Annotated in this window: 13 protein-coding genes; 6 read left to right on the plus strand and 7 right to left on the minus strand. The window is 69.5% G+C overall.

Translation table 11 applies throughout. The features are described 5' to 3' along the window. Positions 1-2: 2 nt before the first annotated feature. Positions 3-209 (minus strand): hypothetical protein, encoded by a 207-nt coding sequence (locus LL962_RS12085; RefSeq protein WP_104588240.1) that lies wholly within the window; start codon positions 207-209, stop codon positions 3-5. Between the two features lie 394 nt (positions 210-603). Further along, on the minus strand, positions 604-993 hold the full coding sequence (locus tag LL962_RS12090; RefSeq protein ID WP_228317060.1) for a YchJ family protein: 390 nt from the start codon (positions 991-993) through the stop codon (positions 604-606). A gap of 159 nt (positions 994-1152) precedes the next feature. On the opposite strand from LL962_RS12090, the gene LL962_RS12095 reads away from it, so the two are divergent. Continuing rightward, a complete protein-coding gene (locus tag LL962_RS12095) occupies positions 1153-1926 on the plus strand; it encodes a sulfite exporter TauE/SafE family protein (protein ID WP_208621469.1) in 774 nt (257 codons plus the stop codon). Between the two features lie 50 nt (positions 1927-1976). On the opposite strand, the gene LL962_RS12100 is transcribed toward LL962_RS12095, so the two are convergent. From LL962_RS12100 to folE, 5 genes are all read right to left on the minus strand, one after another. Continuing rightward, on the minus strand, positions 1977-3152 hold the full coding sequence (locus LL962_RS12100; protein ID WP_228317061.1) for a Wadjet anti-phage system protein JetD domain-containing protein: 1176 nt from the start codon (positions 3150-3152) through the stop codon (positions 1977-1979). Between the two features lie 22 nt (positions 3153-3174). Then, complete coding sequence (locus LL962_RS12105) at positions 3175-6552, minus strand: ATP-binding protein (protein ID WP_228317062.1); 3378 nt, start codon at positions 6550-6552, stop codon at positions 3175-3177. A gap of 65 nt (positions 6553-6617) precedes the next feature. Beyond that, positions 6618-7334, minus strand: a complete 717-nt coding sequence (locus tag LL962_RS12110) for a DUF4194 domain-containing protein (protein WP_104588162.1) — start codon at positions 7332-7334, stop codon at positions 6618-6620. Then, positions 7321-8790 (minus strand): DUF3375 domain-containing protein, encoded by a 1470-nt coding sequence (locus tag LL962_RS12115; protein ID WP_104588163.1) that lies wholly within the window; start codon positions 8788-8790, stop codon positions 7321-7323. The genes LL962_RS12110 and LL962_RS12115 overlap by 14 nt, the downstream gene beginning before the upstream one ends. Before the next feature lie 270 nt (positions 8791-9060). After that, the gene (folE, locus tag LL962_RS12120) at positions 9061-9663 is read right to left on the minus strand and encodes a GTP cyclohydrolase I FolE (RefSeq protein ID WP_104543982.1); all 603 of its coding nucleotides are present in this window, start codon (positions 9661-9663) and stop codon (positions 9061-9063) included. Between the two features lie 128 nt (positions 9664-9791). Between folE and LL962_RS12125 the strand changes: the two genes are divergently transcribed. The 5 genes from LL962_RS12125 to LL962_RS12145 all read left to right on the plus strand — a co-directional run bounded on the left by LL962_RS12125 (position 9792) and on the right by LL962_RS12145 (position 15105). Then, positions 9792-10247 carry a MarR family winged helix-turn-helix transcriptional regulator gene (locus LL962_RS12125; RefSeq protein WP_104588164.1) on the plus strand — a complete coding sequence of 152 codons (456 nt, stop codon included), beginning with the start codon at positions 9792-9794 and terminating at the stop codon, positions 10245-10247. 97 nt (positions 10248-10344) lie between these two features. Further along, positions 10345-10554: a DUF1656 domain-containing protein gene (locus tag LL962_RS12130; protein ID WP_228317063.1), complete on the plus strand. Its 210-nt coding sequence runs from the start codon at positions 10345-10347 to the stop codon at positions 10552-10554. After that, positions 10551-11480, plus strand: a complete 930-nt coding sequence (locus LL962_RS12135; RefSeq protein ID WP_228317064.1) for an efflux RND transporter periplasmic adaptor subunit — start codon at positions 10551-10553, stop codon at positions 11478-11480. The genes LL962_RS12130 and LL962_RS12135 overlap by 4 nt, the downstream gene beginning before the upstream one ends. Next, a complete protein-coding gene (locus LL962_RS12140) occupies positions 11477-12925 on the plus strand; it encodes an efflux transporter outer membrane subunit (protein WP_228317065.1) in 1449 nt (482 codons plus the stop codon). The genes LL962_RS12135 and LL962_RS12140 overlap by 4 nt, the downstream gene beginning before the upstream one ends. Beyond that, positions 12922-15105: an FUSC family protein gene (locus LL962_RS12145; protein ID WP_228317066.1), complete on the plus strand. Its 2184-nt coding sequence runs from the start codon at positions 12922-12924 to the stop codon at positions 15103-15105. The genes LL962_RS12140 and LL962_RS12145 overlap by 4 nt, the downstream gene beginning before the upstream one ends. Positions 15106-15130 lie beyond the last annotated feature (25 nt).

The following is a 15130-nucleotide window of genomic DNA, read 5'->3' on the forward strand; positions in this document are numbered from 1 at the left end:
CGTCAGTTGCCGTCGCCGGTGATGCCGGTCAGCAGCGAAAGCGCCGGGCCGGAGGCGTTGCCATCGGCGGCGCGGAGGCTGCGTCTGCGCCGCGGTGCGTCATGGCGCGGCCCGAAACGGACCATCACGGTGGCCAGCAGCGCCGGCAGCACGATTGCGAAGACCACGATGGCCAGAAGCGCCCACTGCCAGAAATTGAAGATTCCCATGATCGTGTGCACCCCCACGGCGAGCTCCGCCGGCGCGGCAAGCTTCGCGGATCGGCCGCGAACGCCGTGTCGACAAAGTCTCCCACCCCCATGCCATTGGTCGGATGCAGGGTGGGCGATGGGCACCTGCCGCTGGAAGCCGCATGCCGCGGTTGCAGATGATGGTTGCCGTCGGGTTGACCCATCGCACCGGTGCGCCTGCCGTCCTCGGCCGCCGAGCTGGCGCCCGGGCCGGCGACAGCTTGGGTGAGGAGTGCTGCACCCAGCCTCCGGACTGCCGAAGGCGCAGCCAGGGACACCCCAGGCTGACGCTGTCCGAACGCGTGTTGCGCCCTCTTTCAGGCCGTCGTGCCCCGACCAAGGACGCAGCAGGCACGCTTCGCTCGCCGAGCGGTCAGCGGGCGTCGAGGTAGTACCAGCGGCCGTCTTCGCGGACGAAGCGACTGTGTTCGACCATGCGTACCGCGCTGCCGCCGCCGATGCGATAGCGCGCCAGGAACACCACCTCGGCGCGGTCGTCGGCGGTGACCAGGACGCGCTGGACGGTCAGACCGAGCCAGGTGGTGCGGCCACCTTCATCCAGCGTCAGCTCGGCCGGGCGCGTGGAGGGGTGCCAGCTGGCCAGCAGATAGGCGACATCGCGGCGCACATAGGCGCTATAGCGCGCACGCATCAAGGTCTCGGCATCGGCGGCCAAGGCGCCGGCGTGATAGGGCCCGCAGCAGCGCGCGTAGTCGGCAGGGCGGCCGCAGGGGCAGGGATCGATCAGTGTGGACGTCGGCATGGCGGCATTGTGCGGGCGTGTGGCGGAAGTGGGAATCCAGGCGTCCAGAAGCAGCGGCGTTCGACGGCCATCGTCACGCGTGCGTGGCGCGCGCGTGGGACCAAGCGCACTGCCGGATGGCAGCGGCTATGCTGCCATCCCGTCGTGCGGAGCGCTGCCTTGCTGGACCTGATTCCCACCGAGTTGCCGTGGTTGTTGTGCATCGCGTTCGTGGCGGGATTGGTGGACGCGGCGGTTGGTGGGGGCGGGCTGATCCAGCTGCCGGGGCTGTTTGCGACCCTGCCGCAGCAGGCGCCATCGCTGTTGCTGGGCACCAACAAGTTCAGCGCGATGTTCGGTACCGCAGCGTCGGCATGGCGCTATGCGCGCAACGTGCGCTTCCCATGGCGGCCGGTGCTGTACGCAACCGCGGCGGCATTCACGTGTTCGTTCCTGGGGGCGACGGCAGTGAGCCTGATGCCCCGGCAGGCGGTACGCCCGGTGATCCTGGTGCTGCTGGTGGCGATGCTGGTCTATACCCTGATCAAGAAGGATTTCGGCGCGCTGCATCGGCCGCGCAACATCGGTCGCCGCGAACTGGCCACCGCCCTGGCGATGGGCGCGGCGATCGGCTTCTACGACGGCTTCTTCGGCCCGGGCACCGGCAGCTTTCTGATCTTTCTGTTCATCCGCTTCTTCGGGCTGGACTTCCTGCGCGCTTCGGCGGCGGCCAAGGTGGTGAACCTGGCCACCAACCTGGCGGCACTGTCGTTCTTCCTGCCCAGCGGGCAGGTCATGCTGGCGGTGGGCATCCCGATGGCAATGGCGAACGTGGCCGGTGCAATGGCCGGCACACGGATGGCGCTACGCGGCGGCACGCCGCTGATCCGGCAACTGTTCCTGGTGTTGGTGGTGGTGCTGATCGGCAAGATGGGCTGGGATGTGCTGCACTGAACACGGCACCGCACGGATGATGCGCCGCGATCGTGCAGGTTGCGCAGCAGCTATGGCGGCGTTGGCGGGGCCAGCGCCGTCTGCACGCGTGGCCAGGCGTAGCTCCAGTCGATACGCTCCTGCTCCAACCGGGGCGCGGCGCCGAAACTGCCATTGCGCAAGCCGGCGTAGAGGCACTGCTCTTCCGCGGTGAGCGCGCCAAGACGATGCGCACGATGCTGCCGCGGCTCGTGGCCCCACAGCACGCGCGGGGTGGCATGCAGGGTGGCTTCGTCCATAAGCACGGCGATGGTCTGCGGCGCATACGTGCGCAGCCGGTGCAGGATCGCCAGGCCATGGGTGTCGATATCGCCCCAATAGAACAACGGCAACGTGCGCAGCCAGGCAATGGAGCGCAGGTAATCGACCGCGTAACCGCGCGCCATCAGCACCGCAGTACCCGGCAACGGTTCGCAGGCCAGGCCGGTGTCGAGGTTCTCGACGATCAGCAGGCGCGCGACCGGCAGGCGCAGCGCGGCGAGCTGCTCGATCGGAACGGTCAGATCGCTCAGGCCGCCGACGTGCCGGCACAGCGCCGGGTCCAGCAAACGCAGACGCACGCGGTCCGGCGCCCGGCGCAGGCCGGACAGGCTGTCGAAGCTGCGCGGTTCGGCCAGGCCACGCAACCCGGCCAGCCAATCGGCGATGACGCCGCGACGGGAGTACACCCATTTGCTGTCGATGCCGGCAATGGGGAGCTGGCGCAGGAACAAACCGCTGTCACGATGCCGGTGCAACCAATCGACCACATCGGCCATCCGCTCGATCTCGGCCTGCTCGCCATCGGCCAACAGATCGAACTGGCGGCGCAGGCGCGCGGCCAGGCCGATCGCTTCCGGCCATCGCGCCAGCAGGCTGGCGCAGCGCGAGCTGGCGCGCTGCCAGCGGTGGTGTTCCTGCAGCGCAATGGCTGCGTCCTCCGGGGTGTCGCAGACCCAGCTCTGCGGCAGCCGTTGTGGCCCCAACTGCGACCAGGACACCTCGCGGGTCTCCACCCGCCCCGGCAGGTCGACGCGCTGCCAGGCCCGCAGCCAGGCACCGAAGGCAGCGAATTGCGCGCTGGCCTGGGCCTGGGTGGGTGGGTGCAGGGCAACCGGCCGCGGCGCCGCGGCACCGATCAGCCACTCGCCGCGGTGGCGTTGCCACTGCCCGCGCAACGCCTGGATGGCCATGGACGGCAGCAGCATGCTGGCCGTGCGAGCCACCGGCTCAGGCCTGCTCGGCCACCGCCGCGGCGCTGCGGGAGCGCTCGGGCAGCTTGAGACGACGCGATTGTTCGTCGTACTCGATCAACAGCACGCCCGAATCGTGGCGACCGCTGATCTCCACGAAGCAGGCGCCGCCGATGAAGGGCTCCAGCGTCATCACCGATTTCAGCGGGGTGGCCACCACCATCTGGAAGCCGAAGTTCTCGAAGATGTTCATCGCCAGTGCGGTGAACTCGTTGTCGGCCTTGTCGAAGGCTTCGTCCAGCACCACCGCCGCATAGCGCGGCAGTTCGCCGTCTTCGCCGCCGAGCTGGTAACGCAAGGCGGCCGCCAGACACGTGGTGGCCAGCTTCTGTCGTTGGCCGCCGGACTTGCCGGCACCGCTGCGGTAGATCTCCACCTGCTGCCGCGTGGCCGCATCCAGCTCGACGCCGACGAATTCCACATGCAGGCGCACGTCCAGCACCACTTCGCGCCAACGCTTGTCCTCGCCCTCCTGCGAACCCAGTTTGCCCACCAGCTCGCGCAGCACCGCGAATTGTTGCTCGGCCACCTCGCGCTGTTCGGTCTGATGATGGCCCAGGACATCGCGCAGGCGTTGATGGAACTCGATCACCTCCGGCAGGCGGCGGTCGCTCAGTTCGATGGTCAGCAAGGTGCCGTGGTTGAACGGCACCTGTTCCAGACTGGCATTGACCTCGTCCAGCCGCTGGGCGATGGACTTGCGTGCTTCGGCGGTGTGGCGCTGCAAGGCCAGCAGGTTGTTCTTGCTCTGGCTCTGCAGCAGATCGAAGAAGCGCGCTTCGTGCTGCGGCAGGCCGTCGCGCTCCAGGCGCTGCAGGCGGGCGAGGAAATCGTCGGCGCTGCCGAGGCTGACGGTGAAGTCGCCGCTGTCTTCGGGCCACTGCTGGCAATAGCGACGGAAGCAGCCCAGCAGCAATTGCTCCAGACGGGTGAGCTCGTCCTTGCTCAGCCCCAGCTGCGCATCCAGCCCGCGTTCGAGATGGCGGAAGCGCTCCTGCAGCGTGTCCAGGCTCAGCTCGCCGAGCGTCTGCAGGCGCTCGGCCAGGCCCCGCTGCTGCAGCGGGGTGACCACGCGGCTGTGTGCGTCGGCGCATTCGTGCTGCTGCTTCTCCAGCCGCGTGCGCTCGGCGGCCAGGCCGATGCGCTCTGCGCGCACGCCCTCGTACGTGCGCGTGGCCTGGACGATGTCTGCACGCGTGCGGTCGATGGCTTCGCCCAGCGCACGCAGGTTGGCATCGCCTTCGCGCAACTGCTGCAGGGTCTCGGCGATCTGGCTCAGCCGCTGCAGCGAGGCAGCCACGTCGATCTCCTCCCAGCTCAGATTCACCAACGTGTTCTGGGCCAGGCGGCGCGTGCCATCGCGCTCGCGCTCGGCGCGCAGAGCCGCCACCTCGGCATCGCAGGCGGCGATGCGCTGGGCCAGCTCCTGGCCTTCGCGCTCGAACAAGGCCAGCTTGTCGCGGTTGTCGAAGCCCAGCAGCCAGCGCCGGCGGTCGCCGATCGCGTGACGGTCGTCCTTTTCATAACGCTCGCCAGGATGCTTGACCTGGCCTTCGCGGGTGATCGCGCGCTCGGCGTGGCGCAGGGCCTTGGCGCTGTCCACACAGTCGTAGTCGAAGCGCTTGCCCAGCTCGCGGCGCAGCCAGCCGGCGAAGGCATGTTCGCGCAGTTGCAGCTTGTGCAGCAGCGAGGCGCCGCCCAGTTCGCGTCCGCCCAATGCCGGCTCGTTGCTGCGCACGCGGTAGTACACCAGTCGTGCACCCAGATGGGTGCGGTTGACCCAGTCGGCGACCTCGGCGTAATGCCGCTCGTCCACCAGCAGCGATTGCGCAAACCCGTGCAGTACGCGCTCGATGGCGCCACGCCAGGCCGCTGCCTCCTCACGCACCTGGATCAGTTCGCCGACGAACGGCAGCGCAGCCTCGGGTACGCCGGTATCGGCGCTCAGGCGTGCGCGCAGGCTCTGCATCGGCGCAGGGATATTGGAAGGATTGCGGGTGAGCGACTCGATCTCGGCACGCACCTCGGCGAAGCGCTTGCTGTCGTCGTGCTTGGCAGCGATGCGCGCGCTGATCGCCTCGTCGCGTTCTGCAGCAAGGCGCTGCCCGTCTTCCAGCGCCACGCGCGCCTGCGCGAGCTGTTCGGCGAATCCCTGCGCGCTACCGGCCAGGGCCTGTTCGAGCGCGCGGCAGGCCTGTTCGGCCTGTGCGCGCTTGGCGGCACGGCGATCGCGCTCGGCCTGCAGCTGCAGCTGTTCGCGCTCCAGCGCATCGATGCGCTCGCCGCCCTGCGCGCGCCGTTGCGCTTCCAGGTCCTCCAAATGCCGGGTGTGGTTGTCCAGTGCGGCGCGGCGCTGACCCTCTTCGCCGGCCAGGCCGCGGTCCTGCACGTCCAGCTCCTGCAGGCGCGCGTCCAGCAGCGCCAGCCGGCGCTGTTCGCGATAGGCGTCGATGCCGAGCTTGAGTTCTTCCAGCTCGCTGCGTTGGCTGCGCAGCTGCAGCAGCTCGGCATGCTGGGCGCGTGCCGGCAGCAGGGTCTCCACCTGCCGGCGGGCGGTGACGACGGCGTGGTGGGCGCCGTCGAGCTCGGCGAAGTCGCCGACCAGCCGCTCGGCGGCATCGAAGGTCTTGGGCTCCTCCAGCATGAAGCCGCGCAGGAAGGCGTTGAGGTCGCCCAGGTTCTTGGCCGACTGGGTCTTGTGCAGCAGGCGCAGCGCCATCTCGTTGCCGATGCCCAGCTGATGGCGAAAGCGTTCGGCGTAACCAGCGAAGCTGTCGAAGTGATGCACATCGTGCAGGCGCTGCTTGAGCTTGCGCAGATCCAGGTCGAAGCCGGCCAGGTCCTGGGCCACGTCGAAGCTGCGCTCGGCCACCATGTAGTGCTTGCGTACATCGGCTGTGGCCGTGCTGCTGCCGGCGATCCAGAACAGCCGGATCAGGCTCACCACGCGGTCTTCGCCGTTGCGGTATTCCAGCACCAACGCGGTCCAGGTGGCGCCCTTGCGCAGGTACTGGGTGGCGATCTCGCCGGAGCTGCTGTCCTGCTGGTCGGCCCAGGCGCCGCGTACGTACGACACCAGGTTGCGATCGCGGCCGCTGCGTTCGGCTTCGCGTGCGGCGGCATTGAAGTCGACGATGCTCGGTGGAGTGAGCAACGCCGACATCGCATCGAGCAGGGTCGATTTGCCCGAGCCGGAACGGCCCACGAACAGGAAGCCGCGCTCGGCGATCGGCACTTCGGTCAGGCCGGAGAACGTGCCCCAGTTATGGACCTGCAACCGGCGCATGCGGAACTGCTGCAGACGCGGGTCGGGCAGATCGTTGCCGAACAGGTTGGAAGAGGCGGCGGAGGTCATCGGGACGGTCCAGGAAAGACGGGAAAAGCGCAGCGGTGTGCTGTAACGACGCGGTGCCCGTCGCGCTACGCGTGCGCGCTCGCCGTGGCATCGTCGCCTTCGGCCGGACTCTCGCGCAGCTGGCGATAGACCTGCCCCAGTGCAGCGACGTCTTCGGCCGAGAACAGCAACTTGAGCGCGGGCGAGACTTCATAACGCGTCTCTTCGCCACGCAACCGGGTCAGCACATGATTGTCCTTCATCTTCTGGACTGCCGTCGCCACCCGGCGCAGGAAGCCGGCGCGGTCGGTGGACAGGTTCTTCTCGTACACGGCCAACGCATCGCCCAGCTCTGCGTCTTCCACCACCGCACGTACGCCGCGCGCGTCGGCATCGGCCAGCTGCTGACGCAGATGCAGCAGCAGCACCGAGTCGATGAAGGTCAGCGGCGAGGAGCGCAGCAGGACCGGGGTTTCCAGCTCGCCGGTGTCGGCCTGGCGGGTGAAGGCGATGCCGGCCTCGCGATCGAGCACCAACTCCAGGAACAGCTCCGACAGCGCACTGCGGATGCCCGCCTCGCTGCGCAGCAGCGCCGGCCACAGGCGGCCATGCCGCTGCGCGTCCACGCTGGGGCCGCTGAGCAGCTGGCACAGCGCGCGCCGCGCCTCGACCGGCAACTGCCCGGTATCGCCCAGGAACAGCCCTGTGCCTGTCGTCGGGCCGGTGTCGGCGGCCCCGCCATTGTCGGCAGCGATATCGCTGTCGTCCGCATCGTGTGCGTGGTCGTGCTCAGGCCAGTTCATGGCGCTTCTCCTGGGTGAACCAGATCAACGGAATACGGGCGCGACGCCATTGGCCATCGCCACCGCACCAATGGGCCAGTTCGTACTGCCCGGCATCGACCACCCCATGGCGCGTGCCCAGGGACAGATAGCCGATCACGCTGCCCAGGCCCTGGGCGGCCTGACGTTGCGCCAGCGCCTGGGCGATGGACACCTGCGGCTGGTTGCCGAGCAGTTCGAACAGATCGCGGCGCAGGCTGCGGAAATCGATCTCCGATTGCGCGACCAGATCGCCCACGCTGTCCAGCGAGATCGCCGCCGCCTCGTTGCGCTGGATGTCGCCATCGACCTGCTGCTGGCGCGGGTCGTGCAGGCGCCATTGCGCCAGCGAGCGCAGACGGCTGGTGGTCAGCATCAGATCGCGGCCGATCGGCCGCTGTGCCGGCACCTGCTCGCGCAGGCTGAGCGCATCGGCCTGCGCCTGCTTGAGCAGCCGATTGAGCCGACGCTGTTCCAGATAGCCGCGGCTCTGCACGAAGCCACGCAGGCTGCGCGCGAAATGCTGCATCACATCGTGCACCTGGCCGCCGCGCTCGAGCATGGTGCCGGTCAGCCCACGCAGGAAGCTGCGTTCGCGCCGGTCGAGCTTGCGAGCGAACGCCCGCCCCAACACCGACTCCAGCGCCGCATCCAACTGCGCGCTCTGTTCGGCGTCGTTGAGCAGCGCCCAGAACGCCTGGAAACTGCGCCCGGCCTCGCTGTCGCCGATCACGTCCACGCCTTCGAACAGGCGGGTCAGCACGTCGCCGCGCTCGCCCTCGTCGTCGATGATGCGTTCGCGGAACTGCCGGTTGAGCTGCTCGAAATCGTCGCGCACGCGACGGAAATCCTCGGTCAGCTCATCGGCCAGGGCGATCACCTGACGGGCGCGTTCGAGCGCGCGCTTGCCGTCCAGCGAGGCCACCTTGCCGGCCGAGACGCGGGCGATTTCCGCATCGATGCGGTCACGCTCGTCGCGCAGCGCCGACAGCCGCGCATCCGGGTTGGTTTCGGTCAATGCCGCCAGCTGGGCAAGCTGTTGCATCACCAGCGCCAGCCGGCTTTCGGTGGCGGCGCCGCGGCTGTGCTCCAGGCCGTCGACGAAGCGGATCGCCTGCGTGGCCAGCGTCGACAATTCGAACTGCTCCTGCTGCGCACCTTCGGGCAGATGGCGTTCCAGCCAACCTTGCGCCAGCCAGTGCGCGACATAGGCCTGGGCGGTACGCGGCAGGTCGCGCGCCAGATGTTCGGCATTGAGTTCGTCGAGCATGCGCTGCAGGCGCTCGTGCAGGACCGCCGCCGGAAGCAGACGCTCCCCGTCCAGCAGCAGCGACTGCAGCAGACCGATCACTTCCGGCGCGTGGTCGGCCGCCAGAAGTTTCCACAGCGGACTATCGCGCAAGGTGCGATAGCGGGCGATCCGGGCGAGGTGTTTCATGCAGGTAGCTGGTAACCGAGATCGAGTGCCACGTGGCGGACTCCATCGATGAGGGCATGAAAGCCTGGCGAGCAACCGTTCGCCTCGTGCGGGCGTCCGTACATCGGTCGTGCCTGGCTGCGCTTGCGACGCGCGGAGTGGGCCGGCCAGCCCTGCCGACGGCAGAGTGCAGGTGTGCCTTCGGCCGATGCCTGGGCCACCGCGTCGCGTGGGCGCGCTGTCGCCGGCGTGTGGAGGTTCACTCTACCAGCCATCAATGCCCACGTTCGCTCAACGCTTGCCGCCCACTTCGATGAACTGCAGGAATTCGGCGCGCGTGCGCGCGTCTTCGCGAAAGCTGCCCAGCATCTTGGAAGTCACCATGCTGACGCCGCGCTTGTGGATGCCGCGGGTGGTCATGCATTCGTGCGCACCCTCCACCACCACGCCCACGCCGCGCGGCTGCAGCACGTCCTGGATGCACTGGGCGATCTGGGCGGTCATCTTTTCCTGCACCTGGAAACGGCGCGCATAGCTTTCCACCACGCGGGCCAGCTTGCTGATGCCCACGACCTTGCCGCGCGGCAGGTAGCCGACGTGCACCTTGCCGATGATCGGTGCCATGTGGTGTTCGCAATGGCTTTCGTAGGAGATGTCGCGCAGCACGATCAGCTCGTCGTAGCCGGCCACTTCCTCGAAGGTGCGCTCCAGGTATTCGCGCGGTTCCTCGCGGTAGCCGCTGAACCAGTCGCCATAGGCCTCGGCGACCCGGCGCGGCGTGTCCAGCAGGCCTTCGCGGGCAGGGTCCTCGCCGGCCCAGCGCAGCAGGGTGCGCACGGCGTCTTCGGCCTGGGCCTGGGTGACGGGGGAATCGGGCTGGTCGGACTGGCTCATGCAAGTGCACCCAAAGGGGGCGAGCATGGTACCCGAGGACAGGCCGGTGGCCCCAGCGCCGATGGCTGCGGCCGCGCCCGGTTCGGTGCGAATCGATTCATGCTCCAATTGTTAGGATCCTAACTATTATGACGAGCAGCCTTCCCGAATCCCGTTCCCGGCTCAGTTCCGGCCTGCTGGTCGCCGCACGGCAGTGGCAGCGGCTGGCCGATCAGGCGCTGGAGGAATTCGGCCTCTCCGGCGCCTGCACCACGCCGCTGCTGATGATCGGCCGCTGCGGTGGCGGCATCCGCCAGGTCGCGCTGGCGCAGCGCCTGGGCATGGAGAGCCCATCACTGGTGCGGCTGCTGGACCGGCTGGCGATCATGGGCCTGGTCAGGCGCGAGGCCGACAGCAGCGATCGCCGCGCCAACCAACTGTGGCTCACCGACGCCGGCCAGGCGCTGGTCGGGCGCATCGAGGCACGCCTGGATGCGCTGCGTGCGCAGGTGTTCGGCGCGCTCAGCGAAGAACAGATCCAGGTGGTGCTGAGCCTGTGGGAACAGCTCGCGCAGGCGCATGCGCAGTTGAGCCGCACCGAATAGACCTTGGCGGCAGGCGCCGCCGTGTCCGGCGGCGTGCGGAACCAGGCGGACGCTGCGCAGGCCGGCACCGTCGTTTTTCTTTTCCAGGAAGTCACCGATGTACGGCGAATTCGATCTCCACGGTGTGTTCGTTCCCACCCTGCTGGCCTTGATGACGCTGGCCTATCTGCTCAACTGCGCCATCGGCGCGCTGCTGGCCCGGGCCGGTGCGTATCGCCACATCTGGCATCCGGCGCTGTTCAACCTGTCGCTGTATGTGGTGTTGCTGGGTGGCCTGTTTTCTCTGATGCGGTGGATGCAATGGTGAACAAGTGGATCAAGGCCGCCGCGCCGGCCTTGCTGACGCTGGCGATGGTGGCGGTGGCGGTGGCGGGATGGGTGCTGCAGCAGCTATGGCGCTACTACATGGAAGCGCCGTGGACGCGCGATGCGCACGTGGCCGCCGATGTGGTGCAGGTGGCGCCGGATGTGTCGGGGCTGGTGGAATCGGTGGCAGTGGCCGACAACCAGCCGATCGCGCGCGGGCAGGTACTGTTCGTGGTCGACCGCGCGCGCTATGCGATCGCGCTGCAGCAGGCCCGCGCCGCGCTGGCCGAACGGCAGGCCACGCTGACCCAGCTGCGCCGCGAGAGCGCACGCGATCGCCACCTGCAGGATCTGGTGGCCGCCGAGGACGCCGAGATGCGCCGCTCCGAGGTGCGCAAGGCCGAAGCCGCGGTGGCCGCTGCGCAGTCGGCGCTCGCGCTGGCCCAGCTCAACCTCGATCGCACGCAGGTGCGCAGCCCCACCGACGGCCATGTCAGCGATCGCACCGTGCGCGTGGGCGACTACGTCAGCGCCGGGCGCCCGGTGCTGGCGGTGCTGGAGACCGGCGCGTTCCGCGTGGATGGCTATTTCGAAGAAACCCGCTTGCGCGGGGTGCATCCGGGCCAGCGCGTGGAGGTGCACCTGATGGGCGAACCGGCGGCGTTGCACGGCCACGTGCAGAGCATCGCCGCCGGGATCGAGGATCGCTACCGCAGCGGCGATGCCGGTGCGCTGCCCAATGTCACTCCGGCCTTCGACTGGGTGCGGCTGGCGCAACGCATTCCGGTGCGCATCGCACTGGACGCGGTACCGGACCAGGTCCGTCTGATCGCCGGGCGCACGGCGACGGTGTCGATCCTGCCCGACGCCGCGCACGGCGCGCCGGTGGCGGCACCGGGGCATGCGCCGGCCGGGGCGACGCCGTGAACCGCCTGCGCCCGGTTGTCCTGAGCGCTGTCATCGCCGGCCTTGCCGCCTGCAGCACGGTCGGTCCGGACTACGCCGTGCCCGACCACGCCGCCGCCAGGCGCCCGGCCGCCAATGCCGGCTTCGTGGACACCGGCAACGACCGGGTGCAGCCCGGTGCACCGCTGCCGGCACGCTGGTGGGCGCTGTACCAGGATCCGTTGCTGGATGGCCTGATCGAACAGGCGCTGCGCGACAACAGCGACCTGAAGGTGGCCGGCGCCAACCTGCGGCGCGCGGCGGCGGTGTACGAACAGGCGCTGGACGCCGGCGGCGTCGAGTACACGGCCGATGCCGGGGCCAGCCGCGCGCAGCTTTCCGCCCAGGCGTTCCTGCAACGGGAGCAGCTGCCCGTGCTCGACCTCGCCGATGGCAAGTTCGGGGTGTCGTACCAGCTCGACCTGTTCGGCAAGCTGCAGCGCGGCGCCGAAGCCGCGCATGCAGACACCGAGGCGGCACAGGCGGCGATCGACCTGGCGCGCGTCAACGTGGCTGCGCAGGTCGCCGCCAGCTATGTGGAGATCTGCAACGCCAACCATGAACTGGGGGTGGCCGAGCATGCGCTGCAGGTGCAGCAGCGCAGCCGCACGGTGGCCCAACGCATGATCGCCGCCGGCCGCGCAACGCCGCCGGATCTGGCGCGCGCCACCGCGCAGGTGGCCACGCTGGAAGCGGCGTTGCCGCCATTGCGCGCGCGCCGCCAGGCAGCCGGCTACCAATTGGCGGCGCTGCTCGGAAAGACGCCGGGCGAAGTACCACCTGGCGTGGACCGCTGCGCGCACGCGCCCAGCCCGCAGTTGCCGATTCCCATCGGCGACGGCCGCGCGTTGCTGGCGCGTCGCCCGGATGTGCGCCAGGCCGAGCGCCGTCTGGCCGCGGCCACCGCGCGCATCGGCGTGGCGACCGCCGAGCTGTACCCGGAGATCCGCCTGGGTGGCTCGATCGGGGCCACCGGCCAATTGGCCGACATCGGCGAAGCCGCCACGCGCGCCTGGTCGTTTGGGCCGCTGCTCGCGTGGACGCTCCCCTCCCGCGGCGCGCATGCGCGCGTGCGCGCCAGCGAAGCCGGTGCCGATGCCGCACTGGCGCAGTTCGATGGCGCGGTACTGCAGGCGTTACGCGAGGTGCAGACCGCGCTGTCGCGTTACGCGCAGGATCTGGATCGCCTGCATCTGCTGCAGCAGGCGCAGCAGCAGGCCGCGCTGGCAGCGGCGCAGAACCGCCAGCTGTATCAGGGTGGGCGGGCGCCGTATCTGTCCAGCCTGGATGCCGAGCGCAGCCTGGCCGTGGCCGAGATCAGCCTGGCGCAGATCCAGGCGCAGGTCGCGCAGGATCAGGTCCAGCTGTTCCTGGCCCTGGGCGGGGGGTGGGAGGGCGCCACCATTGCCCCCACCGCTGCACCATGACCGCCTTGTTGCGCGACCGTCAGGCCTGGCTGTTCTCGGTCAAGACCTTCGCCGCGGCCATCGCGACGTTGTACATCGCACTGGCCGGCAATCTGTCGCGGCCGTACTGGGCCGTGGCCACGGTCTACATCGTGTCGCAACCGCTGCTCGGCCCCACCCGCGCCAAAGGCGTGTATCGCGTCCTCGGTACCTTGCTGGCCGGCGCGGCGACCCTGGTGATGCTGCCCAACCTGGTGCAGACACCGCTGTTGCTGAGCGCGGCCATGGCGCTGTGGCTGTCGGCGTGCCTGTTCCTGGCCCTGCGCGACCGCGGCCCGCGCGGCTATGCGTTCCTGCTGGCCGGCTACACCGTCGCCTTCATCGGCTTTCCGGCGGTGACGGCACCGGAGGGCATCTTCGACACGGTCGTGGCGCGCAGCGAAGAGATCGTGCTGGGCACGGCGATGGCGGTGCTGTTCGCGTCGGTGGTGTTTCCCGCCTCGGTGCGTCCGATGCTGGATGCGCGCGTGGGCAGCTGGATGCTCGACGCCGCGCAATGGTGCCGCCAGGTGCTGCAACGCGGGCCGGCGCAGGCACCGCGTGACCGGCTGGCGGCCAGCCTGATGCAGTTCGACGCGCTGATCGCATTCGTGGACCACGACGACCCGCGCCATGCCGAGGTGACCCCACTGCTGGAACAGCTGCGCGCGCGCCTGCTGATGCTGTTGCCGGTGCTGTCCTCCATCACCGACCGGCTGGACGCGCTGCAGGCGTCCACGGCTGCCGCCACGCCTGCGCTGACGCAATTGCTGCGCGATCTGGGCACGTGGGTGGAACGGCCCGGACCGGCCGACGAGGCTGCCGCGCTGGCCGAGCTGCGCGCGCGCATGGCCGCATTCCGCCCGGTGGTGGACGATCGCCTGCAGCATCTACTGCTTACCAGCCTGCTGTTGCGCCTGGAGCAGCTGCTCGATCTCTGGCAGGACTGCCGTGCGCTGGAACAGGCGGTCGTGAGCGGCGGCCCGCCCCCGGCGCTGCATGCGATCGCTGACATCGGCGCGGCCTCGCCAGAACCGACGCAGCCCGCCACGCAGCGGACGCAGGCGCGCCGGCCGCTGCTGCAGCACATCGGCTGGGCGCGGCGGCGCAGCGGAGCGCGTGCGAAGCCCGACCCGTCCGCACGGCATGTCGACCTGGGCATGATCGCGTTCGCGGCGGCGAGCGCAGGGGTCGCGTTGCTGGCCTACTGCGTCCTGTGGATCGGCATCGGCTGGGAAGGCGGCGGCAACGGCGCCATGATGGCCGCGGTGACCGCCGCCTTCTTCGCCTCGCACGACGACCCCGCCCCCGGCATGTTGTCGTTCCTGCTGTGGTCGGTGGTGGCCAGCGCGATCGCCGGCATCTACCTGTTCGGCATCTTCCCCGCGGTCCACGACTTCCCGGTGCTGGTCCTGCTGCTGGCGGTGGTGCTGCTGCCGTTAGGCGCCTTGCTGCAGCGGCCGGCCACCACCATGATCGCGCTGCCGCTGGTGGTGAACATCCCCATCCTGCTGAACCTGCAGAACACCTACAGCGCCGATTTCCAGGGCTTCGTCAACGCGGCGGTGGGCACGGTGCTCGGAGTCGTCTTCGCGGTGGTGCTGACGCGCCTGTTTCGCTCGGTCGGCGCCGAATGGAGCGCCCGCCGTCTGGTACGGCAAACCTGGCGCACGCTGGCCGATGCCGCAGACGGACAAGGTACGCAGAACCGCCACCAGTTCGCCGCGCGCATGCTCGACCTGCTCGGCCTGCTCGCGCCGCGACTGGCCCTGGCGCCGCAGGGCAGCGCACTGGCGGCGCTGGACATGCTCGGCGAAGTGCGCGTGGGCTTGAACATCCTGCAGCTGCGCGGTGCCCGCCACGGCCTGCCGCACGCGCGCGTGGAAGCGATCGATGCGATCCTGGCCGATGTGGCGGCGCATTACCGGCAGCAGGCGCTGCACAGACGCGCGCTACCCGGCCCGGTGGCCTTACGCGAACGGCTGGACAGTGCACTGGCACGCATGGGCACACTGCCGCCCGGGCCGCAACACGATGCGGCGCTGCTGGGTTTGATCGGCCTGCGTCACACCCTGTTTTCGGACGCCATACGTGCCAACGCGCCGCCGCCGCGCATGCCATCGGCCGGGGCGCGGCGGTCGTCGGATCCGGCGCCTGGGTGAAACGCCGCCGGCATGCAGGCCGGGA

It is taken from the genome of Xanthomonas sp. NCPPB 1067, assembly GCF_020783795.1.
Classification (GTDB): Bacteria; Pseudomonadota; Gammaproteobacteria; order Xanthomonadales; family Xanthomonadaceae; genus Xanthomonas; species Xanthomonas melonis.